Raw genomic sequence first — 12,801 nt, 5'->3', positions numbered from 1 at the left:
GGCGCCTGTCAGGGGAGATCGCATGCCGTATCGGGTCGCCGCCGCCTTGCTTCTGGTCGCCGCCGCGCCCCCGATGGCCGAGGCTTCGCCGGTCGAGGCCCCCGGCTTCGACCGCGCACTCGAAGAATTTCGTGCGCTGCACCGCGCCGAGACGCGGCGTGCGGGCATCGCCGGCAGCAGCTTCTACGCGGTGCTGGGCGGCGACATCGTCGCCGCCGACCATCTCGGCGAACAGGATGCGGAGGCGCACGTGCCGGTCGACGCCCGCACCATCTACCATTGGGCATCGATCACCAAGACGATGACCGGGATTGCGATCCTGCAACTCCGCGACCGCGGCCTGCTCAGCCTCGACGATCCGATCGTCCGTTACGTCCCCGAGCTCGCCACCGTCCACAATCCGTCTCGCGACACCGACCGAATCAGCCTGCGCCAGCTGATGAGCCACAGCGCCGGCTTCGGCGGCGCGACCTGGCGCTGGCGCGACCGCGCCTGGCAGCCGTTCGAGCCGAAGAGCTGGGCGCAGCTTGCGGCGATGCTGCCCTATACCGAGGTGGAGTTCCGCCCCGGCACCCGCTTCTCCTATTCCAACCCCGGCATCGTCTATCTCGGTCAGGTGATCGAGCGGCTGTCGGGTGAAGATTTCGAGACCTATGTCGACAAGAACATCCTGAAGCCGCTCGGCATGCACGACAGCTATTTCGACCGCACGCCGCCGCACCTGCTCCGCCACCGCGCCCATTCCTATTTCGTCCGGAACGGCAAAAGGGTGGCCGCGCCGTTCGACGTCGACACCGGCGTCACCGTGTCGAACGGCGGCCTCAATGCGCCCTTGCCCGACATGGCCCGCTACGTCGCCTTCCTGCTCGGCGATCCGGCGCGCGCGGGCGACTATGATCTGGTGCTCAAACGATCCTCGCTCGAGGAAATGTGGCGCCCGCAGATCGCCGCCGGCGAGGATTTCACCCAGGGGCGGATGGCGGCGACCACACAAAGCGGCCTCTCCTTCTTCCTCGACCAGCGCGCAGGAATCCGCTTCGTCGGCCACAATGGGGACCAGAATGGTTTCCGCGCCTATCTCAGCCTCTGCCCCGATCAGCGACTCGGCACCCTGCTCGCCTTCAACACCGAGACGCAGGCCGTGCAGAACAGCCCGGCCAATCGTGACAGCGCCGAGTCGCGGATAGCGCTCGCAACCGACCGGCTGTGCGAGGCGCTCGCCGCCCCGCGCACGGGCTAGACAGACCGGCCGCGCGCCGCCTTCACGCAGTCGAGAAAGGCGCGGAGAGCCGGCGGCACCGCGCGGTGGCCGGGATAGTAAAGCGCCACGGCTTCGGGCGCAGGGGTCCAGGCGGCGAGCAGCTGACGCAGGCGGCCGTCGCGAAGCGCGGCTTCGGCGGCGGGGCCGGCGACGTAAGCGATGCCGAGGCCGGCCACGGCCGCGTCGACCATCAGTTCCTCGTCGTCGAGGATGAGGCTGCCGCCGGCATCGACGACCAGTTCCTGGCCGGCCCGCTCGAACTCCCAGCGATAGAGCTTGCCGCTCGGCATGCGGTGGCCGATGCAGCGATGCCGCGCCAAATCGTCGGGCGTTTCCGGCGTGCCGAAGCGGTCGAGATAGCCGGGCGCGGCGACGCAGACGAACAGCACCGGCTGGCCGATCGGCACGGCGATCATGTCGCGCGGGATCGATCCGGCGAGCCGGACACCCGCATCGAAGCCGGACGCGACGATGTCGATCAATTGGCCTTCGACGACGATGTCGACCACGACCTCGGGAAAGCGCTCCGCCACCATCGGCACGATGTCGCGGACGAGCAAAGAGGCGGCGACACGCGGCGCATTGATCCGCACCGTGCCGGCCACCGCCCCGCGGAATTCCGCGACACCGTTTAGCGCTTCGTCGAGCGAGGCGAGCACCGGCTGCAGCTGAGCGAGCAACTGCATCCCGGCCTCGGTCGGTGCGACACTGCGCGTCGTTCGGTTCAGCAGCCGGACGCCGAGCCGCTCCTCCAGCGCCCGCATCGCATGGCTCAAGGTCGACGGCGCGGTTCCGAGCGAATCCGCGGCGCGCCGGAAGTTGCGATGGGTGGCGACCGCCATAAAGGCGGTGAGATCGTTGAGCGATGGCCGGTTCATTGCTGGCGATCTTGCACCAGCCCATGCCGAACTCAACGGCTAATCCGCACAATCAGGTTGCCCTATCTCCGTGCCACAAGGAGATACGCAACCATGAACAAGACTTGGCTGATCACCGGCATATCGTCGGGCCTGGGACGGCTGCTCGCCGAAAAGGCGCTGGCGCGAGGCGACCGGGTCGTCGGCACCAGCCGCAGCGCCGATGCCGTTCGCGAGCTCCGCGCCGTCTATCCGCGCCGCCTCACCATCCTCGCCGCCGATCTTCGGGACGAGAATGCGGTTCGTGCAGCCGTCGACCGCGCGTTCGCCGCGGAAGGCCGGATCGACATCGTCGTCAGCAATGCCGGCTACGGCCTGCTCGGCGCCGCCGAGGAAGCCGACGACGCACAGGTCCGCGCCATCGTCGACACCAACCTGATCGGTGCGATCGCCCTGATCCGCGCATCGCTTCCGCATCTGCGTCGCCAGGGCGGCGGCCGCATCCTGCAAGTCTCGAGCGAAGGCGGTCAGATCGCCTATCCGGGCTTCAGCCTCTATCACGCGACCAAATGGGGCATCGAGGGCTTCGTCGAGGCGGTCGCGCAGGAAGTCGCGTCGTTCGGCATCGAGATCACCCTGGTCGAGCCCGGACCGGCCCGCACCGGCTTCGGCGACAATTTCGCCCGCACGACCCCGCTCGGCGCCTATGCCGACACGCCTGCCGGGCAGTTGCGCGACGCGCTCGCCGCCGGCGCGTGGACGATCAAGGGCGATCCGGATCGGATGACCGATGCGATGATCGCCCTCGCCGACCAGGGTTCGTCCCTCCCCAAGCGCCTCGTCCTCGGCGCCGACGCCTACGCCAACGTCCGCAGCGCGCTCGCCGCCCGGATCGAGGAACTGGATCGGCAGAAGAGCATCGCCGCGTCGGCCGACTTCACCCCCGAGGAACTGGCGCGCCGCGCCTGACCTCGCTTCTTCCCAACCTTCTCGTCTTGAAAAGGAATTGCCCATGTCCAGACGCGACGCCGTCTTCCCTGCCGATCGCCACGCGCTCTACGATCTCCACCGTTATTCGCCGGCGATCCGCTCCGGCGACCTGCTGTTCGTATCCGGGCAGGTCGGCAGCCGCGACGACGGCTCTCCGGAGCCGGTCTTCGAGGACCAGGTCCGCCGCGCCTTCGCCAATTTGCGGGCGGTGCTCGCCGCCGGCGGCTGCAGCTTCGACGACATCGTCGACGTCACCACCTTCCACACCGATCCGCAGGCGCAGCTCGAGACGGTGATGTCGGTTCGCGCCGCCGAGATCGGTGCGCCGCCCTATCCCAATTGGACCGCGGTCGGCGTGACCTGGCTCGCCGGCTTCGATTTCGAAATCAAGGTGATCGCCCGCATCCCTGCCGAGGCAGTCCCCGGCGCAGATTGACGCTCAGTGGCGATCTGCGCGCCGGAAGGGTTGCGGCGCTGATGCAAGAGACCGACGCAGGCACGGCAACGGCAACAAAATGGTCGGGGAGATAGGATTCGAACCTACGGCCCCCTGGTCCCAAACCAGGTGCGCTACCAGACTGCGCCACTCCCCGACGCGCGCCCCCTGTAGCCGGGTGTCCCGCATGTGGCAAATGCCGAGAATTGCGTCGCCGCGGAGGCGCGTGGTGGGCCCGGCAGGATTCGAACCCGCAACCTAGCCGTTATGAGCGGCCGGCTCTACCATTGAGCTACAGGCCCGTACCCCGCTGGCAGCTTCGCGATTAGCGGAGCCGCCGCGGTGTTGGCAAGCGGCCATCCTTATCCTCCCTGTCCGCAAAGCGGATGGGGATGAGCAAGCCCGTCGTGCCCCCGGCACGACTGCAGGCTGCAGTGCAGCCCGCACTTGCTCATGACCAGCTGAAAGCTGGTGGAGGGGCCTCCGCCGCCGATAGCCCCTCCACCATGCTTCGCATGGTCTCCCTCCCCATCGCCTACGGCGACAGGGAGGATGAGCGCCCCAGATGGCGATTTTCCGAAAACACCAACGCCTCGTCTGCCATCTGGGGCGCGAACGCCGCCGGCGACGAGGATTCCCTTATTGCTGCTGCCCGCTCGACAATTCGGCCGGACCTTCGGGCGGGAGATAGAGGAAGAAGCGCGATCCGCCGACGATCAGGGCGCCGCCGACCGCTTCGGCAAGGTTGCGGACCAGGCGTAGCGCGAAGCCGAGGCCGAGCGCAGGCGCGCCTGGCCAGTCGCCGTCGGGGCTGTAGCCGGGATCGAGCAAGGCGCGCTCGTCGAGGCCGTCGATCGCGTGCGGGCGGTCGATCGCCAGGCAAAGCATGCGCTGCGCGCCCATCGTGCCCATGCCCATCGTCGCTGCGATCACCTCGCCCTCCTGGGCAAGGCCGATCGTGGCGGCGAGCATGCGCGCGAACATCCGCTCGGCCGCGGCCAGTTCGACCTTGGCGGCGGGCAGGTTCTTTTCGATCTCAATTGCGATCCGGCTGCCGCGCTGGCGCGCAACCCGCTCATAGGCGTCGTGCAGCCGGCACAGCAGCGACACGGCATCGACCGGCGCTTCCTCGAATTGCATGACCCGCGTTTCGATCCGGGCCGCGGTATCGAGATCGTCCACGGCCGACAGCAATCGGCCGGCCTGCTCCATGATTTCGGACGCGCGGCCGCGATAGCTTGCCGCCGCAGGCCCCATATATTGGCCGTCGATCATCTCGGCGAAGCCGACGATGGCGTTCAAGGGCGTGCGCAGCTCGTGGATCAGCTGACGCAGCGAATCGGCGGGAAGGTTGGTGCCGTACAGGCCCGCCTTGCCGGCCGCGCCGTCGCCATGGGCGACCTCGTCGACGCGCGGGCGGCGCGCGCTGCCGCGATAGCCGAGAAAGCTGCCCTGGACCGGATCGAAGAAGGGAACGCCGGAGATTCGCCAGTCGCCCGAAACGGCGCCCGTCCCGGCGACGCTGAACCGTGCATCGCGGAACGGCGCCCTCTTCTCGAACGCGCCGGCGGCCTGGCCGTCGACTCCGAACTGTCCGCGGTCGGCGATCGAAGCGATGCTCTGGCCGATCAGCGGTCCGCGCGGCGCGCCTTCGACCCAGACGATGATGCCGTCGGCCCCCGCCTCCCACTGGAAATCGCCGGTGGCGCGCGGCTGCGGCGGCTCTGACGGAGAGGACGGAGCGACGGCCTCGCGATGCCGACGAAAATTCTCGATCCTGGCGACGAGATCGCGGATCTGGGTTTCGCCGGCATCGAGCGAGGGTGCCCGCACCTCCGCCGCGGCGACCGGCGCCACCGTGCCGGAGAGCGCGAAATCGGCAGGGCCAAAGCTCGCCAGCGCATGCTCGACGTCCGGGCCGAGGTCCCGGCGGTGGCGCAGCAGCGCACGTGCCGTCGGGGTCAGGCTCGGCAGCAGAGCGATCCATTCGTCGCGGGTGAGCAAGGCGCCGGAGATGAGCGGCCCGGCGACGGTCGGCTTGTCCTCGGCGAAGAAGGCGACGGCGGCCGCCGACACCCGCCGCCCCGAGAAGCTGCGCGCGGTCGCGCAGCGTGTGTCCGCCGGCACTTCGAGCCGGAAGGCGCGCAGCCAGTCGAGCGCCTGCAGCGCCTGATCGCTGAGGCGAACCGCACGGCGCTGGGCGATCAGGTCGACGAGCTGGCGCCACTTGGCGGCGATCGCAGCGGGGCTTCCCTCCCCCTGCTCCAGCACCGTGGCAATCATGTCGTCGAAGCGCATCGTCCTCAGCTCACGCGAATGGCGGGCATCTGTGCCGCAGAGAGGTTAACAAGGCCGGCACAATCGGGGAAGCGGTCAATTGGGGCCACGGCAGTGCGCCCGGCCCGATCCGGGATGGCCGGGACGAAAAAGGCGCCGGATCGCTCCGGCGCCTCCTCGTTCCGAAACGTTCGGGCTCAGCCGCGCTGGGCGAGCCAGGCCATCCAAAGATTGGCGACCTGGCTGCGAAGGCCGGTCACCGCCTTGAACGCGGTTTCCGCCTCGGCGCGGTTGCCACCGCGAGCCAGAGCGATGCCGAGCCGGGTGTTGACCAGATTGGCGTCGACGCCGCCCTTCTGCAAAGCGAGCCGATAGAGCTCAGCCGCCTTGGTATAATCGCCATAGCCGGCATAGATCCCGGCGAGGTTCGCCGCCAGCTGCCCGTTGGCGGCGCTGCGTGCCTTCGGCTCGACGCCCGGCAACGCCGCCTTGTCTTCCGCGACCCGGCTGTTGACCTTGGTCAGCAGCGCGGCATGCCCCGCGCCGGACTTGCCGGACTTGGCCGCCGCCTCGAGCACGGCCTTGGCCTCGCCCCAATTGCGGTTGTAATCGAGATATTCGGCGAGACGCAGATACTCGCCGGTCTCGAGCGATCCGCTGTCCTGCATCAGGCGCATCAGATCGACATAGGCTTCCTCGTCCTTGGCAATTGCCGGGACCGAGATCGAGACCAGATTCTTGAAATTCTCCGGGCTCGGATAGGCCTGCTGAACTTCGGTCGCGAGCTGGTTGGAGAGTGCGGTGTTCTTCTGCTTGTAGGCGATGCCGAGCGCGTTGCGATACCAGGCTTCGGGCGGCTTCTGGCCGGAAGCCTTGCTCATCGAGATCGCCTTCTGCAGCAGGGTCAGCGCCTCGGCTTCCTTCTTCAGCTCGATCTTGGCGCGGGCGAGATTGACGACGCTGTCGAGATCGTTCGGATTGGCGGCGATCTTCTGTGCATAGAAGGTTTCCGCCGCGCCGTAATCGCCGGACTCGATCGCATTGCCGGCGAGATAGGTCTGGAGCTGGGTGGTCTCGGAAGCGTCGGCGCCGCCGCTGGCGAGGATCGCCTCGACCGCGGCGCGCTGCGCGTCCTTGTTATTCTCCTCGGACGCCCGCTGGAGCTGGAACTTAGCGATCACATATTTGTCGTCGGTGTTCTTCGCCACCGCCTGCGCGGCGGCGAGCTTCTCCGGGAAATCGGCCGCTTTTTCGGTGAGCGACTTCTGGAGGGCCGCGATCGCGTTCTGCGCTTCCTTGCTGAGCTTGAACTTGCGCTCGGGCGCCTTGGCAGCCTTGTCTTGGGCAACGGCCGGGGCCGCAGCGACGCCGCCGACGATCAGCGAGGCGGCGATCGCGAGGCTGGAAACGAACTTCATGACGAACTCTCCTGAGGGGGGATGGTGGTTCGGCGATCAGGCGCGCTGGGACAGCCAGATCAGCCACAAGGCGGCGAGGTCGGCGCGGGGGCCGCCGACCGTGCGAAAGGCAGCGTCGGCATCCGGACGCTGGCCGGCGAGCGCGAGCGCAATGCCGAGACGGGTGTTGCCGACATTGGGATCGATCCCGCCCTTCTGGAGCGCGATGCGATACAGGTCGGCGGCGGCAGCATAGTCGCCGAAGCTCAGATATTGGTCGCCCGCGTCGAGCGCGGCGGTACCGGTCGCTGCCGAGGCCGCCGCGGTGCGGGCCGCGGCGAGCTTCGCCTTGGCAGAAGTGGCGTTCTTCTTGGAGGTGGCGATGGCTTCCTTGAAGGTCGCCTTGGCGGGATCGACCATGCGGTCGTTCACCCCCTCCTGAAACACGGACTGCGCCTCTGCCGGGAGGTTGGCGCTGCCGAAGGCCTGCGCCGCTTCCATATAGTCTCGCTCCCCGGCGAGCGCCTTGGACAGGCGCTGCAGCCGGGTGGCGTCCAGCGTGGTGGCCGCATCGGGCTTCGCATAATCGCGGTAGAGCAGAACCGCGTCGCGCCAGTTGGTCGCATTGGGATAAGCGGCGACCAGCGCGCGGCTGAACTTGATTGCCTGCGGCGCCATCGCATTCATCGTCGCCAGGGTCAGGCCGCGCCGGTACCAGGCTTCAGGTGCCTTCTGGCCGCTTGCCGCCTGAAGCTCGATTGCGCGGTCGATCAGCGCGACCGCTTCGGCATTCTTGCGCAGGTCGAGCTTGACCCGGGCGAGCGCGATCGCTGCATCCGGGCTCGGGGCGAGTTCGAAGGCGCGGGCGAGCGCGGTCTCCGCGCGCTCGCGCTTGCCGGCGAACGAGGCGAGCACGCCCTGGGTCGCGTACAGCGGCGCCTGCTCGGCCACGGGGATCCGGCCGCTCGCCAGCAAATCGTCGACCGCGGCGCCCTGGAGGGCGGTATTGTTGGTCTCGCGGCCGAGGCGGAGCTGCAGGCCGGCAAGCTGGTAGCGCGCATCGGCGCCGCGCGCGGCGGATTGCGCGGTGGTCAGCGCGGCGTTGGCGGCGCTGTAATTACGGGCGGCGAGCGCCGCCTCCAGCGCGGCAAGCGAAGCCCGCTCCTCCTTGGTGAAGCTCGGCCCCGTATAGGGCGCCTTCTTCGCATCCGCCGGCGCGATCGCGACGACCGAGGCGGTGCCGAGCGCGAGGGCGATTCCGAGCGAAAGCCTGGAAACCGAAGCCATAACCGAAATGCCTCCTGATGAACTGCCCCGCAGCGAACACCGCCCTGGAGAGGGTGGCTCTACTATCGTCATTCCCTGCCTGTTTCTAGCGCCCCGGCACTGAACCCCGCTTGAACCGCAAACGGCCGGAAACACGCCACAATCCCTCGCCTCGGGCGGCGGTTTGACAGCAAAGCCGCGGCATCGCTAACCGCACCCGATGCTTGCCGTCATTTCACCTGCCAAGACGCTCGATTACAAGCGTCCCCTGCCCCCGCTCGACCCGACCCAGCCCCGGTTCGCCGAAGAGGCCGAGGCGCTCGCCGCCGCCGCCGCCAGGCTGTCCAAGCCGAAGCTTGCCGGGCTGATGCACATCTCGGAGCCGCTCGCCGCGCTCAACGTCGAGCGCTACCGCGGCTTTGCCGAGCAACCGACGCGTCCGGCGCTCTACGCTTTCGCAGGCGACGTCTATGCCGGGTTCGAGGTGCACAGCGTCGACGATCAGGCGGTGCGCTTCGCCCAGGACCATCTGCGCATCCTTTCGGGTCTCTACGGCCTGCTCCGCCCGCTCGACGCGATCCGTCCCTACCGGCTGGAAATGGGTACCAGATGGGCGCCGGGCCGCAGCCGTAACCTTTATGACTATTGGCAGGGCAGGATTGCCGATCGGCTCGCCGCCGATCTCGCGGAGACGGGCGGCGACACCGTGATCAATCTCGCCAGCAAGGAATATTGGCAGGCGGTCGACGGCAAGCTGCCTGCGAGCGTTCGCGTCATCGAGATCGACTTCCGCGAAGAGGGTCCGAACGGCCTGCGCTTCAACACCTTCGCCGCCAAACGTGCGCGGGGCATGATGGCACGCTACATCTGCGAGCACGGCCTGGTGGACCCGGACCAGGTCAAGGGCTTCGACAGCGACGGCTATGCCTATGACGCCGCCAACAGCGACGACACCCGCTGGCGCTTCCACCGGGGATGACCTTCTAGGCGACGCGTGCGCGCGCGTACGCGTGCACGCGCGGGTGGCGCTCGGCGGAAACAGGCGCTAGGGTCCACCGCGATCATTCCAGACGTCCGTTCGGACGCACCCCGCAGCAACAGGAACAGTAAGTGGCCAGCGTACCGCCGACCATCGACAACAGCGATATCTCTCCGATTTCCATCGTCGACGAGATGAAGACCTCGTACCTCGACTACGCAATGTCGGTGATCGTCAGCCGCGCGCTTCCCGACGTGCGCGACGGCCTGAAGCCGGTGCATCGCCGCATACTCTACGGCGCGCACGAGGCCGGCTTCGTCGCCGGTCGGCCCTACCGCAAGTCCGCCCGACTGGTCGGCGACGTGATGGGTAAATATCACCCGCACGGCGACAGCTCGATCTACGATGCGCTGGCGCGCATGACCCAGGATTGGTCGATGCGGGTGCCGCTGATCGACGGCCAGGGCAATTTCGGTTCGATGGACCCGGATCCGCCCGCGGCGATGCGGTATACGGAGGCCCGCCTCGCACGCGTCGCCTCCGCCTTGCTCGATGATATCGACAAGGACACGGTGGATTTCCAGCCGAACTACGATGCGTCGGAGCGCGAGCCGCAGGTGCTGCCGGCGCGCTTTCCGAACCTGCTCGTCAACGGCGCCGGCGGCATTGCCGTCGGCATGGCGACCAACATCCCGCCGCACAATCTCGGCGAAGTGCTGGCCGCCTGCCGCGCCTACATCCAGAATCCGGCGATCACCGTCGACGAACTGATCGAGATCGTGCCCGGCCCGGATTTCCCGACCGGACCTTTGATCCTCGGCCAGGGCGGCGCCCGCAACGCCTATCATACCGGCCGCGGCAGCATCATCATGCGCGCCCGCCACGTCGTCGAGACCGCGCGGGGCGATCGCCAGTCGATCGTCCTCACCGCCATCCCCTACCAGGTCGGCAAGTCCAACCTGGTCGAGAAGATCGCGGAAGCGGCCAAGGACAAGCGGATCGAGGGCATCGCGGACATCCGCGACGAATCGAACCGCGAGGGCGTCCGCGTCGTCATCGAGCTGAAGCGCGACGCCACCGCGGACGTGGTGCTGAACCAGCTCTGGCGGCACACGCCGGCGCAGCAGAGCTTCCCGGCCAACATGCTCGCGATCCGCGGCGGCCGCCCGGAAACGCTGAACCTGCGCGACATCATCGAGGCGTTCGTCAAGTTCCGCGAGGAAGTGATCACGCGGCGCACCAAGTTCGAGCTGAACAAGGCCCGCGAGCGCGCCCACATCTTGCTCGGGCTGGTGATCGCGGTCACCAATCTGGACGAGGTGGTGCGGATCATCCGCGGTTCGGCCTCACCGGCCGAAGCCCGGGCCGCCCTGCTCGCCCGCGAATGGGCGATCGAGGAGATCGCACCCTACATCAAGCTCGTCGAAGCGGTCGAGCATCAGGCGGATGACGCCACCTACCGGCTGTCGGACGTGCAGGTTCGCGCGATCCTCGAGCTCCGGCTCCACCGCCTGACCGGGCTCGGCCGCGACGAGATTGCCGGCGAACTGCGCGAACTCGCCACTACCATCGCCGAACTGCTCGAAATCCTCGGCGACCGGGTCAAGCTCTATGCGGTCATGCAGGAGGAGTTCGACGCGATCGATGCGGCCTATGCGACTCCGCGCATCACCGAGATCGCGCCGTCTGCGGAAGGGATTGACGACGAGGATCTGATCGAGCGCGAGGACATGGTCGTCACCGTGACCATGGAAGGCTATATCAAGCGCACTCCGCTCGACACCTTCCGCGCCCAGAACAAGGGCGGCAAGGGCCGCGCCGGCATGGCGACCAAGGACGAGGATGCGGTCACCCATCTGTTCGTGACGTCGACGCACACGCCGGTGCTGTTCTTCTCGACCCTCGGCAAGGTCTATCGGATGAAGGTCTGGCGCCTGCCCGAGGGCGGTCCGGCGACTCGCGGGCGACCGATGATCAATCTGCTGCCGCTGGCGGCAGGCGAGACCATCTCCACCGTCCTGCCGCTGCCGGAGAATGAGGAGGAGTGGAGCGCGCTCCACGTCATGTTCGCCACCGCCAAGGGATCGGTGCGGCGCAATTCGATGGACGCGTTCGCCAACATCCGCACCAGCGGCAAGATCGCGATGCGCTTCGAGGAAGGTTCCGACGACCGCCTGATCGGCGTCTCGCTGCTCACCGAAGAGGATGACGTCCTGCTCGCCACCCGCAACGGCCGCGCGATCCGCTTCGCCGCGACCGACGTGCGCGAATTCCAGAGCCGCGATTCCACCGGCGTCCGCGGCGCCCGCCTTGCCGACGGCGACGAGGTCATTTCGATGTCGGTGCTGCGCGGCTTCGATGCGACGCCGCAGGAGCGCGAAGATTACCTCAAGGCCGCGCCGTGGAAGGAGGGCGAGCGCGAAGTGACCCTGTCGCCGGAGCGCATGGCGCAGTTCCAGGCCGCCGAGGAGTTCGTGCTCACCGTCACCGCCAACGGCTACGGCAAGCGCACTTCGGCCTACGAATATCGCCGCACCAACCGCGGCGGCCAGGGCATCACCAACATCGTCAGCTCGGATCGCAACGGACCCGTGGTCGCGAGCTTCCCAGCCCATAGCGGCGAGCAGCTGATGCTGGTCACCGATCAGGCCAAGCTGATCCGGACCACTGTCGGCTCGGTGCGGGTGACCGGGCGCAATACCCAGGGCGTGATCCTGTTCCGGGTCGCCGACGGCGAACATGTCGTCTCGGCGGCACGCATCGAGGAAAGCGAAGAGGAAGCCGAGGTCGTCGTCGACGTCGAGGACCAGACCCTGGCAGCAAGCGACGCCGCGATCGACGGCAGCGCGGAGTAGAGCATGATCGGATCAGGCTGAATCAGCCTGGTCCGAGAATGGTGCATCCATCCTTGGTTTAGCCGGGCTTTCGCGGTCTATTCTTCCCGATGGCAGACGGCTTCGACGTTGATGCCGTCGGGATCGTGGACGAACGCGGCATAATAAGTCGGTCCGTAATGCGGCCGCAGGCCGGGTGCGCCGTTGTCGCGGCCGCCCGCCGCAAGGGCCGCCGCGTGGAACGCGTCCACCTCGGCGCGGGTAACCGCGCGAAAGGCGACATGGGTGCCCTCGCCGACCCGTTCGTTGTCGCCGATCCAGAAGAACGGATTGTCTTCGACCCCGAAGCCCAGGGCGGTGCCACGGCTCTCGGTCTCGCTCGGGCCGACTTCCATGATCAGCGTGATTCCAAGCGGCGCCAGCGCCGCCTCGTAGAAGTGCCGCGAGCGGGCGAGATCCGACACGGCGAAACCGACATGGTCCAACACGGCTTTCTCCTCCTGG

General features: G+C 67.8%; 10 protein-coding genes and 2 tRNA genes. 5 read left to right on the top strand and 7 right to left on the bottom strand.

The window, feature by feature from the left end; genetic code table 11:
- The first annotated feature begins 22 nt into the window (after window positions 1–22).
- Window positions 23–1,240, top strand: coding sequence for a serine hydrolase (locus ETR14_RS24160; RefSeq protein ID WP_129390086.1), 1,218 nt, complete (start codon window positions 23–25; stop codon window positions 1,238–1,240).
- On the opposite strand, the gene ETR14_RS24155 is transcribed toward ETR14_RS24160, so the two are convergent.
- Window positions 1,237–2,139, bottom strand: a complete 903-nt coding sequence (locus ETR14_RS24155) for a LysR family transcriptional regulator (protein ID WP_129390084.1) — start codon at window positions 2,137–2,139, stop codon at window positions 1,237–1,239. The two genes, ETR14_RS24160 and ETR14_RS24155, sit on opposite strands and share 4 nt — an antisense overlap.
- 93 nt (window positions 2,140–2,232) lie before the next feature.
- Between ETR14_RS24155 and ETR14_RS24150 the strand changes: the two genes are divergently transcribed.
- Both ETR14_RS24150 and ETR14_RS24145 read left to right on the top strand, forming a co-directional pair.
- Window positions 2,233–3,087, top strand: coding sequence for an SDR family oxidoreductase (locus tag ETR14_RS24150; protein ID WP_129390081.1), 855 nt, complete (start codon window positions 2,233–2,235; stop codon window positions 3,085–3,087).
- Window positions 3,088–3,130: 43 nt separating this feature from the next.
- Window positions 3,131–3,544: a RidA family protein gene (locus ETR14_RS24145; protein ID WP_129390078.1), complete on the top strand. Its 414-nt coding sequence runs from the start codon at window positions 3,131–3,133 to the stop codon at window positions 3,542–3,544.
- Window positions 3,545–3,624: 80 nt separating this feature from the next.
- Here the strand turns inward: ETR14_RS24145 and ETR14_RS24140 are convergent.
- The 5 genes from ETR14_RS24140 to ETR14_RS24120 form a co-directional block, all read right to left on the bottom strand.
- Window positions 3,625–3,701: transfer RNA gene (locus ETR14_RS24140), tRNA-Pro, on the bottom strand.
- Window positions 3,702–3,771: 70 nt separating this feature from the next.
- Window positions 3,772–3,846: transfer RNA gene (locus ETR14_RS24135), tRNA-Ile, on the bottom strand.
- A gap of 337 nt (window positions 3,847–4,183) precedes the next feature.
- Window positions 4,184–5,842, bottom strand: a complete 1,659-nt coding sequence (locus ETR14_RS24130; RefSeq protein ID WP_129390075.1) for a HAMP domain-containing sensor histidine kinase — start codon at window positions 5,840–5,842, stop codon at window positions 4,184–4,186.
- 176 nt (window positions 5,843–6,018) lie between these two features.
- Entirely contained in the window at window positions 6,019–7,239 is a 1,221-nt protein-coding gene (locus ETR14_RS24125) for a tetratricopeptide repeat protein (protein ID WP_129390072.1), read from the bottom strand.
- A gap of 36 nt (window positions 7,240–7,275) precedes the next feature.
- A complete protein-coding gene (locus tag ETR14_RS24120; RefSeq protein ID WP_129390069.1) occupies window positions 7,276–8,505 on the bottom strand; it encodes a lipopolysaccharide assembly protein LapB in 1,230 nt (409 codons plus the stop codon).
- A gap of 199 nt (window positions 8,506–8,704) precedes the next feature.
- On the opposite strand from ETR14_RS24120, the gene yaaA reads away from it, so the two are divergent.
- On the top strand, window positions 8,705–9,463 hold the full coding sequence (gene yaaA, locus ETR14_RS24115; RefSeq protein ID WP_129390066.1) for a peroxide stress protein YaaA: 759 nt from the start codon (window positions 8,705–8,707) through the stop codon (window positions 9,461–9,463).
- A gap of 131 nt (window positions 9,464–9,594) precedes the next feature.
- Entirely contained in the window at window positions 9,595–12,318 is a 2,724-nt protein-coding gene (gyrA, locus tag ETR14_RS24110) for a DNA gyrase subunit A (RefSeq protein ID WP_129390064.1), read from the top strand.
- Between the two features lie 77 nt (window positions 12,319–12,395).
- Here the strand turns inward: gyrA and ETR14_RS24105 are convergent, their stop codons facing one another.
- On the bottom strand, window positions 12,396–12,785 hold the full coding sequence (locus ETR14_RS24105) for a VOC family protein (protein ID WP_129390061.1): 390 nt from the start codon (window positions 12,783–12,785) through the stop codon (window positions 12,396–12,398).
- Between the last annotated feature and the right edge of the window lie 16 nt (window positions 12,786–12,801).

Origin of the sequence: Sphingosinicella sp. BN140058 (assembly GCF_004135585.1) — a bacterium.
Lineage (GTDB): Bacteria > Pseudomonadota > Alphaproteobacteria > Sphingomonadales > Sphingomonadaceae > Allosphingosinicella.
The sequence above is the reverse complement of the archived record's forward strand: the minus strand, read 5'-3'. Positions and strand labels throughout refer to the sequence as shown.